At 34.1% G+C, this 14,229-nt stretch carries 15 protein-coding genes and 1 tRNA gene; 10 read left to right on the top strand and 6 right to left on the bottom strand.

From position 1 onward, the window contains the following. The first annotated feature begins 308 nt into the window (after positions 1-308). From AC6EI0_RS09395 to thyX, 3 genes are read left to right on the top strand one after another with little or no spacing between them, the layout of a single operon-like run. Positions 309-905 (top strand): cob(I)yrinic acid a,c-diamide adenosyltransferase, encoded by a 597-nt coding sequence (locus tag AC6EI0_RS09395; protein WP_498522280.1) that lies wholly within the window; start codon positions 309-311, stop codon positions 903-905. Continuing rightward, complete coding sequence (dcd, locus tag AC6EI0_RS09390) at positions 906-1,499, top strand: dCTP deaminase (protein WP_498522279.1); 594 nt, start codon at positions 906-908, stop codon at positions 1,497-1,499. It begins immediately after the preceding gene. A gap of 2 nt (positions 1,500-1,501) precedes the next feature. Further along, positions 1,502-2,140 carry an FAD-dependent thymidylate synthase gene (thyX, locus tag AC6EI0_RS09385; RefSeq protein ID WP_498522278.1) on the top strand — a complete coding sequence of 213 codons (639 nt, stop codon included), beginning with the start codon at positions 1,502-1,504 and terminating at the stop codon, positions 2,138-2,140. On the opposite strand, the gene AC6EI0_RS09380 is transcribed toward thyX, so the two are convergent. Then, positions 2,137-2,712 carry a thioredoxin domain-containing protein gene (locus AC6EI0_RS09380; RefSeq protein ID WP_498522277.1) on the bottom strand — a complete coding sequence of 192 codons (576 nt, stop codon included), beginning with the start codon at positions 2,710-2,712 and terminating at the stop codon, positions 2,137-2,139. The two genes, thyX and AC6EI0_RS09380, sit on opposite strands and share 4 nt — an antisense overlap. A gap of 82 nt (positions 2,713-2,794) precedes the next feature. Beyond that, positions 2,795-3,439 carry a tRNA (guanosine(46)-N7)-methyltransferase TrmB gene (gene trmB / locus AC6EI0_RS09375; protein ID WP_498522276.1) on the bottom strand — a complete coding sequence of 215 codons (645 nt, stop codon included), beginning with the start codon at positions 3,437-3,439 and terminating at the stop codon, positions 2,795-2,797. A gap of 245 nt (positions 3,440-3,684) precedes the next feature. Here trmB and AC6EI0_RS09370 point away from each other — a divergent pair, with 245 nt between their 5' ends. Next, positions 3,685-4,296, top strand: coding sequence for a DUF3177 family protein (locus tag AC6EI0_RS09370; RefSeq protein WP_498522275.1), 612 nt, complete (start codon positions 3,685-3,687; stop codon positions 4,294-4,296). Between the two features lie 18 nt (positions 4,297-4,314). Here AC6EI0_RS09370 and ileS read toward each other — a convergent pair whose 3' ends face one another. Both ileS and AC6EI0_RS09360 read right to left on the bottom strand, forming a co-directional pair. Beyond that, a complete protein-coding gene (gene ileS / locus AC6EI0_RS09365; protein WP_498522273.1) occupies positions 4,315-7,218 on the bottom strand; it encodes an isoleucine--tRNA ligase in 2,904 nt (967 codons plus the stop codon). 51 nt (positions 7,219-7,269) lie between these two features. Beyond that, positions 7,270-7,788: a hypothetical protein gene (locus tag AC6EI0_RS09360; RefSeq protein ID WP_498522272.1), complete on the bottom strand. Its 519-nt coding sequence runs from the start codon at positions 7,786-7,788 to the stop codon at positions 7,270-7,272. 202 nt (positions 7,789-7,990) lie between these two features. Between AC6EI0_RS09360 and AC6EI0_RS09355 the strand changes: the two genes are divergently transcribed. Both AC6EI0_RS09355 and crtR read left to right on the top strand, forming a co-directional pair. Next, positions 7,991-8,072: transfer RNA gene (locus tag AC6EI0_RS09355), tRNA-Leu, on the top strand. A gap of 48 nt (positions 8,073-8,120) precedes the next feature. Beyond that, positions 8,121-9,155 carry a beta-carotene hydroxylase gene (gene crtR / locus AC6EI0_RS09350; RefSeq protein ID WP_498522271.1) on the top strand — a complete coding sequence of 345 codons (1,035 nt, stop codon included), beginning with the start codon at positions 8,121-8,123 and terminating at the stop codon, positions 9,153-9,155. A gap of 9 nt (positions 9,156-9,164) precedes the next feature. Here crtR and gatC read toward each other — a convergent pair whose 3' ends face one another. Continuing rightward, a complete protein-coding gene (gene gatC, locus AC6EI0_RS09345) occupies positions 9,165-9,452 on the bottom strand; it encodes an Asp-tRNA(Asn)/Glu-tRNA(Gln) amidotransferase subunit GatC (protein WP_498522270.1) in 288 nt (95 codons plus the stop codon). 252 nt (positions 9,453-9,704) lie between these two features. Between gatC and AC6EI0_RS09340 the strand changes: the two genes are divergently transcribed. Together AC6EI0_RS09340 and AC6EI0_RS09335 are read left to right on the top strand one after the other, a co-directional pair. Further along, entirely contained in the window at positions 9,705-10,274 is a 570-nt protein-coding gene (locus AC6EI0_RS09340) for a DNA-3-methyladenine glycosylase (RefSeq protein WP_498522269.1), read from the top strand. After that, the gene (locus AC6EI0_RS09335; protein ID WP_498522268.1) at positions 10,271-11,290 is read left to right on the top strand and encodes an aspartate carbamoyltransferase catalytic subunit; all 1,020 of its coding nucleotides are present in this window, start codon (positions 10,271-10,273) and stop codon (positions 11,288-11,290) included. The genes AC6EI0_RS09340 and AC6EI0_RS09335 overlap by 4 nt, the downstream gene beginning before the upstream one ends. A gap of 6 nt (positions 11,291-11,296) precedes the next feature. Here AC6EI0_RS09335 and AC6EI0_RS09330 read toward each other — a convergent pair whose 3' ends face one another. Beyond that, positions 11,297-11,638 carry a DUF565 domain-containing protein gene (locus AC6EI0_RS09330; RefSeq protein WP_498462116.1) on the bottom strand — a complete coding sequence of 114 codons (342 nt, stop codon included), beginning with the start codon at positions 11,636-11,638 and terminating at the stop codon, positions 11,297-11,299. Positions 11,639-11,842: 204 nt separating this feature from the next. Between AC6EI0_RS09330 and coaBC the strand changes: the two genes are divergently transcribed. Both coaBC and AC6EI0_RS09320 read left to right on the top strand, forming a co-directional pair. After that, positions 11,843-13,099 (top strand): bifunctional phosphopantothenoylcysteine decarboxylase/phosphopantothenate--cysteine ligase CoaBC, encoded by a 1,257-nt coding sequence (gene coaBC / locus AC6EI0_RS09325; RefSeq protein ID WP_498522267.1) that lies wholly within the window; start codon positions 11,843-11,845, stop codon positions 13,097-13,099. A gap of 226 nt (positions 13,100-13,325) precedes the next feature. Further along, positions 13,326-14,129, top strand: coding sequence for a photosystem II manganese-stabilizing polypeptide (locus tag AC6EI0_RS09320; RefSeq protein WP_498522266.1), 804 nt, complete (start codon positions 13,326-13,328; stop codon positions 14,127-14,129). Positions 14,130-14,229: the final 100 nt, after the last annotated feature.

Below are 14,229 nucleotides of genomic sequence, written 5' to 3'. Positions count from 1 at the left end.
TAATTGATCGTTCTGAGAACATTAATAAGTTGTGAAAAAACGATATGTAGCCATGGCGACTTTTTTCACCCTTAATCCCCATCTCAATTTCTTTCCTCGTTCTGAATTCTACTATTTAAAATCCGCATGCTTAAAAATAAACTTGAAAAGTATTCAAAAAATTGGTCTATAGATTTAAACCCCTTCAAAGCTCCGAAGAATCTTAAAAGTTAAAAAATTTTACCTCATACACCACAGATAGTGTTCTTTGGTTGATTACAAATTTTAAAGCGCTAGATTAAAATTACGACGTTACGATCGAATTTGAGATGAATGCAGGATCAAGCATCAATGCTCAACGAGAGGATTTGTCACTAGCCAAAGGGCCTTCTCTTAGGGCTCTTCCAGATAGAAAACCTTTACAACTAGTTAAAACACAAGGCCAATTACAAATACACACCTCTCCTTTTAGAGGTAGTTTTTCTATTGTTCTAAGCGAGGCGCTACGATCTGCAGGCTTGGGAAGCAAAGTTTTAATATCTCAGTTCTTGAAAGGCGGAGTCAATCAAGGTCCCCATGGAGCAGTAAATCTTTGTGGTCGACTGGAGTGGTTAAGACCAGCTATTGAAACTTGCTTACCTGGAGAGTTGCCAGAAGAAAATTTATCTTTTAAGAAAAAACATGAAGAGAAAGCAATTAAAGAACTATGGGAATTTTGTAAAAAACGTATAGTTGAAAAAAAGTTAGACAAAATCGTACTTGATGAAATTGGTATGGCAATTAGCCTTGGTTTGATAGAAGAAACTGATTTGATTTCTATGATCAATAACCGCCCATCATCTACAGATATTATTCTTACGGGACAATCAATTCCTCCTAAAGTGATTGAGATGGCTGATCAAATTACCGAATTACGCTGCAATTAAATGTTAAAGAACGATCGTTGGATTTCACAGCAAGCTTCTTTAGGAATGCTTGAACCATTTCAAGAAAAACTAATAAGGCATCTTGAACCTGAATCAAAAAAATCACCTGTTTTAAGCTTTGGTTGCTCATCTTATGGATACGATTTGCGTCTATCCTCAAAAGAATTTTTGATTTTCAAACATGTTCCAGGAACAGTAATGAATCCAAAAAAATTTAATCCTGCGAATCTAGAACCTACCGATTTAAAAGAAGATCAGGATGGTAAATATTTTATTTTACCTGCTCACTCTTATGGTCTTGGAGTGGCATTAGAGAAAATGAAAGTCCCTCCAAATATTACTGTTATTTGTCTTGGCAAAAGTACTTATGCTCGCTTAGGAATAATTGTCAATACAACTCCTGCAGAAGCAAGCTGGGAAGGTCATCTAACACTTGAATTTAGTAACAGTTCTGGGGCGGACTGCAGGATTTATGCTGATGAAGGAATTTGTCAATTACTTTTCTTTGAAGGTGACCCTTGTGAGACTACTTATAACGATAGGCAAGGCAAATATCAACATCAACAAGAAAAAGTAACCTTAGCAAAAGTTTGAATATGAGTCTTGTTCAATTAATAACTTCTACACCAGATGCTGAGAAAAACATGGCATACATAGCCAGAGTTAGTAATCCAAAAAATCAAGATAATGAAGACTTTAGTAAATTATTGGCATATTGCATCAAAAATGAACATTGGAGTGTGTTTGAGCAAGCTTATATGACTTTACAAATAGAAACCACAAGAGGAATTGCAGCACAAATATTGAGACATCGATCATTTACTTTTCAAGAATTCTCGCAACGTTATGCAGATAGTAGAGCTCTTGGAGAAATACCTCTACCTGAATTGAGAAGGCAAGATAATAAAAATAGACAAAATTCAATTTCAGATTTATCAGAAAAAATTATAAATCAATTTAATGAAAAGATAAAACGTCAATTCAATCTAAATAAACAACTTTATGAAGAAATGCTAGAAGCAGGAATAGCAAAAGAATGTGCGAGATTTGTACTTCCACTTGCTACACCAACTAGGATTTACATGACAGGTTCATGTCGTTCTTGGATTCATTACATAAATCTACGAACTGGCCATGGGACCCAAAAAGAACATATGGATATTGCACAAGAGTGCAAAAATATTTTTTCGAAAGAATACCCAGTGGTTTCATCAGCTTTAAATTGGCTCAATTAACTATGGTTTCTTGGAGCTTCAGTTTTAATAATGTTATTAAAACTCTCCTCCTTAGAGAAAAATTCTGATGACAAATTGCTTGAGTTTGATTCTTTAGTAAAAGATGGTAATTTTGAATTATTAATTAAAGAGATAAATATTTCATTAAGTTCATTATATTTTCTAACCCCTAATGAAACCCCCTTCATAACACCTTTCTCATCAAAAAAAATCAGCTTAGGAATACCATTAACATCATATTGTTCAATCAAATCAATCCATCTAGAATTATCAACATTCAGTAAAACAATGTCGACTTTATTGTCATTTTGTTTTTTTGCATCAATCATATCTGGAGCCATCTCCTTACAAGCTTCACACCAATCTGCATAAAATTCAAAAACTGTAGGTTTTCCATTTGACAAGGCATTTTCAGGTAATAGGGAGTTTTTAGCTAATTGATCAAGCATTGCATTTTCTTTAAAACCATTGCGAATAAAGAGTAAAGCAATCACTAGAAAAAAACTTAGAAAAGCTAAAAAATATTTTTGAAAATTACTAAGGTCTTTGCCTGCACTAGTATTATCTTTCATAATAGATAAGCATTCCTATAGTTAATTATATATAAAATTCTTGAATTCAAAAAGCATATGATTATATTAATTATAAATCACCTTAATTTATGAATAGAACACTATTTCTAATATACATTGCTCTATATATTGGCAAATTCTGCTTAAGAACAAATGATTCCCTGTCTGTTGTTACCTCGTAGGGATTTTTTTCAAGCCATTTTAATCCTTTTAAAATTTTTCTATCAAAATAAATACTCTCATCAATAATATTAGTCATATATTCAATCAGTTTATATATATCGCTTTGTATGAATAGTTCACCATCATTACTTATAGATCGTGCAATCGAATTTAGAAGACTTCTTGTTAAGACTCTCCTTTTAAGATGTTTTCGTTTAAACCACGGATCTGGGAATTGAATAGAAACTCTTTTTAATTGATTAAGATCTAAATCTGATAACCATTCATCTAAGCTAATATTCACATTGCAATATAGGAATTTTAAATTTAACAATCCCAATTGTTTTCTTTTTCTTTCAGATGAACTAACAAGAGGTTCTCTTATCTCAAGTCCTAAAAAATTCCAATTGGGATATTTTGATGCCAATTCTATTAAGAATTCTCCTTTAGCAGAACCAATATCTAAATGAATTGGGTGATGAGAATTCTTGAAAAGAACAGACTTACTTGGCAGTGATAAAGGTAACTGAAAAAAATGGCTTAGAGGATTTACATGCTGTCTCACAAATGAAGCCTGATATTAATAAATCAAAGTTATATCCTAGCAAGTTAACTTCAAATTCCTGATCAAAGTCTCAAGAAGATAAACTATATTATTTATTTGCTACTAATCGTCAATAAAAATATAGAATAAATTCGATTTCTGAGTCAGGTTTTTTCTATGAATATAGAGAAAGATCTTTAATAATTGGGAATAAAGATGAAAAAAATAGATAAAGGCTGATAATACATATGAATGAGATTATTGTCTTGACTGAACCTCAATTCCAAATTCTAGTTTGGCTCTCATATCGTATTGCAGCCACTTTTGCATTTGGTCTGCCTTTGTTTCTCTTTATTTGGGCAAAAATTTCCAATTCAAGCTCTATTGATCGATTGTTATCAATTTATTGGAAAGTTTCTAGTCTTTACGCAATAAATATTCTGTTTCTAAGTAGTGAGAGCCAATTAGGCCTATTCATATCTCTAATCTCACCAATACTAATGATTGCTTCTATTTGGTTTTGGGTTGATCTCAATGAAGAAATTGATGAAATGTATATATACAACCCAATTTCATTAACAACAAGAATTTGGCGTTGGAGCTTATCCTTCTGGGGAATTTTAAATACTGGACTTCATATTATTAGTTGGAGATGTTTAAATTCAATAACAGAAAACTATTGCGATACTTGGAGAGAAATCCCATACAATACATTTATTACAACAAAAATCATTATAAAATTTATTTTAGATGGTAATTGGACTACAACTTTAGCTACATTTTTCGCATATCTAGCTCTGATACTATATCTAATAGGTTTACTACAATGGCTTGTGATCCAATTCCCAAAAAATGGACGTTTTGCAGGTAAGTTTTAGACAATAATTAATTTATATTTAAATAGCCAACACTACTTTTTCACATCTAGTGCAAATCTTTGGATGGTTTTGATTTTGGCTCATTTTAACTTCGTAATGCCAACATCTTTCACATTTAAATCCATTGGCTTTAGCAATATCCACTGATGCAATATCATTATCTTCACTGACTAAAACCTCAGCCCAAGGCTCTCCCCCAATTTGAAAAGATGAAACAAGGAACCAATCTCTCAAGACATCAACCTCGTTAGATTCACTTAAAGATAACCATTCGATAGCATCTTTAACTTTTTCATCAAAGATATCAACTCTTACTGAAGCTTCTAAAGAGGAACCTAATTCTTGATTATTTCGACAGCTTTCCAACATACGATTAATAACTGTTCTAAGTTTGCGTAATTCAGCAACATGAATATTAAGACTATTATTTCGCCACGAGTCAGGGACTTTAGGCCATCCTCTTTGAAAAACGGAGTTTTCCTCTAAACTATATGGAATGTTTTGCCAAATATCCTCTGCCATATGACATAAAACAGGTGCAATTAAGCCAGATATTTTCTCAATAACCAAGGATAAAACTGTCTGACAACTTCTTCTTCTAAAGTCAGTTTTAGAGCTCACATACAACCTATCTTTTGCTATATCTAAGTAAAAATTTGATAGATCAACTACACAAAAATTCTGAATTGTTTGGAAAAACTTAGAGAATTCGAAATTGGAGTACGCGTCGGTTATCTCATCAATCACTTCAGCTGTTCTATTCAACATCCATTGATCTAATAATGGTAGGTTTAAAATATCAATGGAATCTTTTCTGTAATCAAAATCATAGAGATTTCCTAATAGATACCGAGACGTATTTCGAACCTTGCGATAAACGTCAGAAATTTGCTTAAGTATATTTGAACCAATAGGAACATCTGCTGAGTAATCAACAGAACTAACCCAAAGCCTCAAAACATCTGCTCCATAAGCAGGATCTAATTTTTTATTTGAACCACCATTAATTATAACTAAAGGATCAATAATATTTCCTAAGGATTTGCTCATTTTCCTGCCATTCTCATCTAAAGCAAAACCATGTGTAAGGACTTTTTTAAAAGGTGCATATTCATTTACTGCTACCGAAGTCAATAAAGATGACTGAAACCAACCCCGATGTTGATCAGATCCCTCCAAATACAAATCTGCTGGATAATTTAGTTTTTCTTTCTTGGAAATAACAGAAGACCAACTAGAGCCTGAGTCAAACCAAACATCCATAGTATCAGTGCCTTTTTGCCATCGATCTGCCTCGTTTAAATAAGACGGAGGTAATAGCTGAGAAACTTCGTATTCCCACCAAACATCTGCTCCATGAGTAGAGAATAAATCAGTTATGTGAGCAATAGTTTCTTGATTAAGTAGAATTTCTTTCCCATTTTTTTCATAAAAAACTGGTATTGGTACTCCCCATGTCCTTTGTCGTGAAATACACCAATCACCTCTTTCTCTAACCATAGAGTGAATTCTATTTTTGCCAGATTCAGGGAGCCAAATAACATCCTCTATTGAAGAAAGTGCTTTATCCCTAAACCCTTCAACAGAAGCGAACCATTGCTCTGTAGCCCTAAAAATAGTTGGTTTCTTAGTTCTCCAATCATAAGGATACTTGTGCTCATATGGTATTTCTTTAATCAAAGATCCAGTATTAATGAGATCATTTATTATTGTATTATTAGCATCTTTTAATACATTTAGGCCTTCAAATTTTCCAGCTTCCTTAGTTAGAAAACCTTTAGCATCTACTGGGCAAGAAATTGGTAGATTATATTTTTTACCAGTATTAAAATCATCAACACCATGACCTGGAGCAGTATGTACTAATCCAGTTCCAGAGTCAGTAGTTATATAATCTCCCCCTAATACTACAGGACTTCTTTTATCAAATAAAGGGTGATGATATAGAATACCATCTAATTTCGATCCATTGATTAATACTCTTTTTTCATAATTAACTCCTACGCTTTCAGAAACATCTGCCAAAAGATCATTAGCAATAATTATTAAAGATCTATCAGAGCCTTGTGCAATTACATAATCTAATTTTTGGTTAACAGATATTGCCTCATTTGCAGGAATTGTCCAAGGCGTGGTTGTCCATATAACAAGTTTAACTTCTTTTAATTGTCCTTCAGAATTAAAAAGATCTGGTGCTTGATTAGAAATTTCTTGAGTTAATATTTTTGGTATTTGATCAACTTTAAATCCTACATAAATACTTTTACTAACATGACCACTGGGGTATTCTAATTCCGCCTCGGCAAGAGCAGTTTGAGAACTTGGACTCCAATGAACAGGTTTTAAGCCTCTATATATGTATCCTTTGAAAACCATTTCGCCAAATAACTTAATCTGGGACGCTTCAAACTTTTTGTCCAAAGTTAAATATGGTTGATCCCAATCTCCCCAGACTCCCCACCTTTTGAAACCATCCATTTGCTGAGAAACTTGCTTTTTTGCATAAGCAGCTGCTTTTTTCCTCAATTTAATAGGGGTAAGTTCCGCCCGTTGAGTTTTATCCAAACCTTGAAGAACTTTCAATTCAATAGGCAACCCATGGCAATCCCATCCAGGGACATAACAAACCTTTTTACCTCTCATAGTTTGAAATTTATTAATTATGTCCTTCAATACTTTGTTAAGAGCATGGCCCATATGCAGCGTCCCATTTGCATAAGGGGGGCCATCATGCAAAGTAAAAGTCTCTCCAGTATTTTTTAAGCCTAATTCGAAATCTATTTTTTCTTCAGCCCAAAAAGCTTGTAACTCAGGTTCTCTTTGGGTTGCATTAGCCCTCATCCCAAAATTTGTATGCAGAAGGTTGAGAGTGTCTTTGTAGGTAGGGCGATCCTTTTGAGAATCTTTATTTACATTATTCACTTTGAGAAATATCCAGTAGTCAACTTGGTTACTTTAGGCCTTTTAACCTTATCAAGAAGTCTCTTCATTTTCAGGTAATTCTTGATTTATGATCTTATTGGAACCATTTGGAACAGATTGATCAACTGCTTTCTTCTTGACTTCTTCTTTCAATTCTGGATGAACCCATTTTTTTTCTTTTAAAGGTTTTTCAGATTTGTTCGTAAAGCTTGTAAGAACCTTTAAAAAGCCATTGCTTAGTAAAGCAAAACTTTGAACGAGCTGTTTAAAAGATTCAAACCATCTTTGAAAAGATCCAATACGCTTTATTTCTTCAGGACTTAGTTTATACCATCTATTTTCAATGATTTCTAGTATCATTTTTCCATATAAAATTGCCATAGAAATAACAAGTAAATTTATCGAACCTCTTAAAAGATCATTCTCCACTAGGAGAAATAATCCTAAAAATAAAAAAAGTACGCCCATTAACCAATCTCTAGGCCTACTTAGTTCGACAAGCATTAAAGGTAAAAACAATGTCAAAAATCCAACAAAAAGAAATAAATATCCAAAAATAGAAACAACCATATTTTTGTCAATATGAATCTTGTTTTTGGTAGGAGAAGCCTCTTAAGCAGCTACAAATCATGCTTCATAAAAAGAGAATTACCAATCTCTCATATATCAATATAAAAATTACATTAATCTTTTTACGTTCACGAATCAAAAATAGTCTTTAAATAGCCATCAATGAGCTGCTAAGATCAGTTGATTATCGGTGAGAACCTAGGCCCACCTGGCGGAATTGGTAGACGCGCTGGTTTTAGGTACCAGTGACTTTAGTCGTGGGAGTTCAAGTCTCCCGGTGGGCATTTTTTAATTAAGCTGAACAAGCTCATTTATTTACATCACATCAAGCAATGACCCAGTGCTTATCGAGGTCTGACAAAGATAAGGCAACAAAAAAACTGAAGTCATTAAGAGACTGGCAAAATGAGATCCAGGACTATCTTGATCCGCCTAAGCCCATAAACGTAACTTTAGGGCTATTCTTTGGTGGGTATTGTCTTGCAATAATTAGTGTTTGGCAATGGTATCAAGGGAATTGGCCGTTACCAATATTAGTCGCATTGGCTTTTTTGGCTCTCCACATGGAAGGAACCGTTATTCATGATGCCTGTCACAATGCTGCCCATCCAAATAAATGGATCAATCAATTCATGGGGCATGGTTCGGCCATATTACTAGGTTTTAGTTTCCCAGTTTTCACAAGAGTTCATCTCGAACATCACAAATACGTTAACGACCCCAAAAACGATCCAGATCATATAGTTAGTACTTTTGGTCCTATTTGGTTAATAGCTCCAAGATTTTTTTATCATGAATATTTTTTCTTTGAACGAAAACTGTGGAGAAAGTTTGAACTAATGCAATGGGGAATTGAGAGGGGGATATTTATTTGCATTGTAATTGCGGGAATTAAATATAATTTTATGAATGTTATTTATAATCTATGGTTTGGACCAGCATTAATGGTGGGAGTAACTTTAGGAATATTTTTTGATTATCTTCCACACAGACCTTTTCAATCTAGAAATAGATGGCGAAATGCAAGAGTCTATCCAAGTAAATTAATGAATTTGTTAATAATGGGACAAAATTATCATTTAGTTCATCATTTATGGCCATCAATTCCCTGGTTTGAATATAAACCTGCTTATGAAGCGACAAAACCTCTCTTAGATCAAAAAGGTTCACCTCAAAGAATGGGTACTTTTGAAACTAAAAAAGATAGTCTAAATTTTCTATATGATATTTTACTTGGAATTAGAAGTCATAAAGAAAGAAGAAGTAAAATGAGATCGTTAGCAAGAATATTACCCAAAATTAATTGGAGAAAAAAATATATAAAATTAATTCATAAAACTCGTATAAAAACAGAAACCAAAAGGTAGTTTATAAATCTAAAGTATTTTAGGAACCCTAAAAAAATCACCTTCTCTTTGAGGAGCTTGATTAAGAATATCTTCTCTTGAGCTATTAACTTCAACAAAGTCATCCCTCATTGCATTAACTACTTCGACAGCTCTAGTAGTAGGGGGAATATTACCAGTATCTATTTCTTGTAGGTGATCAACATATGAAAGTATTTCTTCGAGTTGCTTTGTATAAGTTTCTATTTGATCTTCTGGCAGTTCTAAACGAGCTAACTGCGCAACCTTACGAACATCAGACGAAGAAATTTTAGTCATGTTTATGTTAGAAAATTTTGAAGATCTTTATTAAATTACAAGGAAACCTTATTAGCAAAGATCTTAGTGATTTCGGTTAGACAAATTAGTTCATCTACCATTGTGCCATCTAAATGCCTATTGTGGAATCCTAGGTTCTAGTCGATTGATAAGCAATTGTAGAAATCTATTATTAAGTGAGTAATATGAATCAAAAGAAATAGTAAGCAAATCTCAATTCTTACAAAAGAATTCTTCTCAAGGCCATCTCATTTGGTCGCTCCGAACTTAATTGGCTGTTTTTTAGTTAAGCGCTTATCAAAGAACAACTATCTTGCTGGTGTAATTGTTGAAACTGAGGCTTATTCTCAAGAAGAAGACTCATGCCATGGTTTCTCAGGGAGAACTCAAAGGAACGAAACACTTTTTGGAGAACCTGGTAACTTTTACATATACCTTTCATACGGAATTAATAATTGCGTTAATATCGTTACCGGAGAGAAAAATTGGGCAAATGGTGTACTTCTTCGATCAATAGAAATAAAAGGGGAAAACGAGAGAATTGCCTCTGGGCCAGGGTTATTAGCAAAAAGGTTTGGATTAAATCGCAATTTTGACAATTTACCCCTATCACCTGCAAATGATTTTTGGTTACAGCAGGGAGAAAATTTTAGAAGGACGGGAAATATTGTTCAGACTACAAGAATTGGCATATCTCAAGCTAAAGATATACCTTGGCGTTGGTACCTTAAATGTAGTAGGAGTGTTAGCAAAAGGGTTAAAGGAGATCGAATTCCTCCGAAAAACAAGTGTTGGTCAGCACCCACATTTGAGGGATTATGAATAATTGGAAACAAAATCACATTCTTGATCTATCTACTTTTTCTTTAGAAGATTACAACACAGTTTTAGAACTAACAACAAGATTCAAAGATGTCCATAAATCAAGTTCTAGAAAACTTCCTGCACTTCAAGGAAGATTGATTACTAACTTATTTTTTGAGCCAAGCACAAGAACACGATCTAGCTTTGAACTTGCTGCAAAGAGACTATCTGCTGATGTTCAAAATTTTTCTGTATCAACAAGTTCTTTAAGCAAAGGAGAGAGCCCATTAGACACAATCCTCACATACATCTCCATGGGTGCTGATATTTTAGTAATTAGGCACGAGTCTACAAATGTGCCTGCGGAGTTAGCTAATTACCTAGATACAAATAACATCAATACATCTATTCTTAATGCAGGAGATGGATTTCATAGTCATCCAAGTCAAGGACTTTTGGATCTGTTTACACTAGCTAATTTCTTTAATCCAAACGAACCATCCACGAAGAGTCTTTTAAACAAAAGGATCACAATAGTTGGAGATATTCTTCATTCTAGAGTTGCCCGATCAAACCTTTGGGCCCTTACTGCATGTGGAGCTGAAGTAACGCTTTGTGGACCTCCAAGTCTACTTCCAGAAGAATTCATTGATTTTGTTCTCAATCCTCCGCCAGGACAAAAATTTGACCCCATCAAGAAGAGAGGTTCTATTTTTATAGAAAGATCACTAAAAGATGCCTTGAAAAATAGTGATGCTGTTATGACACTTCGATTACAGAAAGAGAGAATGAAGCAAAATATGCTGACAGATCTAGATAGTTACTATACAAAATATGGAATAACACATGAAAGTTTAAAGTGGTGTGAAAAGAAAGTTCCTGTCCTACATCCCGGACCAGTGAATAGAGGAATAGAAATAAGCAGTAACTTAGTGGAAGATAATTCAATCAATCTTATAAGCAAGCAAGTAGAGAATGGTATTCCAACAAGAATGGCCTTGTTGTATTTACTAGGGTTAAGTAAAAATAATTAATTGCACTTATAACAATTTTAATCCCTCTGAAAAAAGGCCATAAGCTATTCCGAGCCTAAACATGTCTATGACCCATACAAGAATTTTTGGCTTTTTCGATTTTAAAAAAATAAATCTAGCTTTAATTAATATCTCCAAAAATACTAATACTATAAATGCGCCAACCGGGTCCATCAAAGCAAGTACTCCATTGATCATACCAAGGGAACTACCAAGAAAAAAACCTATCAAAAAAATAATTACCAACAATGAATATCTTCTCCATGGATTTGCAGCCCAATTTGCTAGCCTATCAAAAATCTTTGCAGATGATTTATATAAAACTGTTTTCTGCGTTCTTGGAGGCATATGGAAAAAAACAAAAAATTACTTTAGATTTTTCTCATTATTAAATTCTCTAACATATACATAATAAAACAAAGATCACATAAAGCAAAAAAATTACTTCTATCAAAATATAAACAATCAAATTTCCTTTAATATGAAAAATATAAATTATTTAAATTTAAAAAATATCTTTTAAAGATCTATTTAAGATAAAATCTACATATCATGAATAATTCAACTTTATCTGGAAAAAAAATATTAGTTGCTGTCACAGGAAGTATTGCAGCAGTAAAAGCTCCTGCTTTGGTTAGTCGTCTAGTAAAAGCTGGGGTAGAGGTCAAATGCGTCATAACGCAGAGCGCAGCAAAGTTAGTTAGCCCCCTATCTTTATCTACTTTAAGCAGAAATAAATGTTATCAAGATAAAGATCAGTGGAATGATTCTCAAACTAAGCCCTTGCATATTGCATTAGCAGAATGGGCAGAGCTAATTATTGTTGCACCCATGAGCGCCACATCTTTATCCAAATTTACTACTGGAAATGCTGATGGGCTTCTGTCGAGCATTCTTTTAGCCAGTCAATCTCAAATACTTTTTGCTGCAGCAATGAACACCTCAATGTGGGGAAATCAATCAGTAAAAAAGAATTGGAATTTCGTAAAGACCATAGACCAAATTATAAGCCTCGAGCCTAGTGAAGGACTTTTAGCTTGCGACAGAGTTGGTGATGGGAAAATGGTAAATTTAGATATTATTGAATTAGCCTCTGAAAGTGCATTGATTTTCAAGGCAGAGAATAAATTTCTCACCAAAGATCTAATAGGCATAAGGTTTCTCATATCAGCTGGGCCTACCGTCGAAGATCTTGATGCTGCAAGACAATTAACAAATCGAAGTAGTGGAAGAATGGGGGTTTTGATAGCTCAAGCTGCAAAATTAAGAGGTGCACAAGTTGACTTAGTACATGGCCCAATAAGGGTTCAAGAAGATCTTTTAGAGGGGCTTAATACTTACCCAGTAAGAAGCTCAGCTGAAATGGGAGCAAAAATTGATGATTTGCAACCATCTGCTCAAGTTATTGTTATGGCTGCAGCAGTATCAGATTTCAAAAAAAATAGTCCATGTGTACAAAAAATTTCCAAAGAATTTTTTTTAAAGTCCATTTTTGATGATTTAGAAATGACTGCAGACATAATTAAAAAACAAACAAGCAAGAAATTAGAAAATCAAATTTTCCTAGGTTTTGCTGCTGAGACTGGAAATGACAATGAAATTATTGAAAAGGGAGAGAAAAAAAGAATTTTGAAAGGTTGTGACCTTCTTATGGCCAATCCCATTGACAGATCTGGGCAAGGATTTGACGAAAACTTCAACAGTGGTTTCTTGTTAGGTCCGAAAAAAATCGTCAAAAAATTATCATTATCGACAAAACTTTCAATATCTCATCAACTTTTAGATGAAATTCGAAATCTCAAATCATAAATTTACAGATTTTTTGAGTATTTATTTTTTTTCAATAATCAGCGTCAAAACTTTGGAAACAACTGCTGCAAGCGGGTTTTCGAGGAAATCGGAGTGTTAAATGCAACAAACAAAAAGCTACGGGTTGTATAGAGCTGTCAAATGCTTGTGATAAGAAGTATTTGACACCTGTAATATCCCAACTGAATTAATTGGGCGGTTTCGACCGCAGTCATCTAGCCCTCTCATGCGATTTCGTCCTCTGCTGGCTTTGATGCTGGCTTTTTGTCTCACCTTTACAACTCTCCCATCAAGCGCATCTGCGGCTTTAAAAGGGCGCGAGCAAGGCAATGCTCGTTTTGGCAATGTTGTTAATACTGGCCAAGCTGATGCTTGCACTGTTTTACCAGCTGGTTCATCGGGTTCTATCAATGCTGACGGCCAATTTAAAAGTTTATGCCTTCAGCCAACGGAAGTTTCAGTAAAACTTCCAGGTAACAAGCGAAATAAATCTGATTTTGCAATAGCAAAAATTATCAGTCCTCGCTTCAACACAAGTCTTGATGAAGTTTATGGAGATCTCTCTGGAGGTAAATTCACTGAAAAAGGTGGTATTGACTTCTCTCTAATTACAGTTCTTGCTCCAAATGGAGAAGAATTCCCTTTTGCTTTCTCTGTTAAAGAGATGGTTGCTGAATCCAAGCAAGGAAAGTCAATTGAACCTGGAGCTGAATTTTCAGGTCCAACAACAACTCCTAGCTATAGATCTGCAGACTTTCTTGATCCAAAGAGCCGTGCCAAATCAACTGGTGTTGAATATGCTCAAGCTCTCATTGCTCGTGGGGGTGATGATGAAGATCTTGCAAGAGAAAATGTTAAAGATGATCTTGGCGGTAAAGGTGAAATAACACTTACTGTCGATAGTGTTGATGCAGATACTGAAGAATTTGGCGGCCAATTTGTTGCCATCCAACCTTCAGACAATGACCTTGGATCAAAAGATCCAGTTGATATCAAAATTAAAGGTATCTTCTATGGTCGCAAAGCCTAAAAAATAACCATCTCAATCAAAAAAAAAAGGGGGGGGTAAAACCCTCTTTTTTTTGGGCAAAATTTAATCCAAACAATTTCTCAAATATGGGCCCTTTATC

The sequence above is a fragment of the Prochlorococcus sp. G5PB11 genome (genome assembly GCF_059772425.1).
The sequence above is the reverse complement of the archived record's forward strand: the minus strand, read 5'-3'. Positions and strand labels throughout refer to the sequence as shown.

Bases quoted from the DNA above. Each gene is read 5' to 3' on its own strand.
- AC6EI0_RS09395 (WP_498522280.1), top strand. From the start codon at position 309: ATGAATGCAGGATCAAGCATCAATGCTCAACGAGAGGATTTGTCACTA.
- dcd (WP_498522279.1), top strand. From the start codon at position 906: ATGTTAAAGAACGATCGTTGGATTTCACAGCAAGCTTCTTTAGGAATG.
- thyX (WP_498522278.1), top strand. From the start codon at position 1,502: ATGAGTCTTGTTCAATTAATAACTTCTACACCAGATGCTGAGAAAAAC.
- AC6EI0_RS09380 (WP_498522277.1), bottom strand. From the start codon at position 2,712: ATGAAAGATAATACTAGTGCAGGCAAAGACCTTAGTAATTTTCAAAAA.
- AC6EI0_RS09360 (WP_498522272.1), bottom strand. From the start codon at position 7,788: ATGGTTGTTTCTATTTTTGGATATTTATTTCTTTTTGTTGGATTTTTG.
- crtR (WP_498522271.1), top strand. From the start codon at position 8,121: ATGACCCAGTGCTTATCGAGGTCTGACAAAGATAAGGCAACAAAAAAA.
- gatC (WP_498522270.1), bottom strand. From the start codon at position 9,452: ATGACTAAAATTTCTTCGTCTGATGTTCGTAAGGTTGCGCAGTTAGCT.
- AC6EI0_RS09335 (WP_498522268.1), top strand. From the start codon at position 10,271: ATGAATAATTGGAAACAAAATCACATTCTTGATCTATCTACTTTTTCT.
- AC6EI0_RS09330 (WP_498462116.1), bottom strand. From the start codon at position 11,638: ATGCCTCCAAGAACGCAGAAAACAGTTTTATATAAATCATCTGCAAAG.
- coaBC (WP_498522267.1), top strand. From the start codon at position 11,843: ATGAATAATTCAACTTTATCTGGAAAAAAAATATTAGTTGCTGTCACA.
- AC6EI0_RS09320 (WP_498522266.1), top strand. From the start codon at position 13,326: ATGCGATTTCGTCCTCTGCTGGCTTTGATGCTGGCTTTTTGTCTCACC.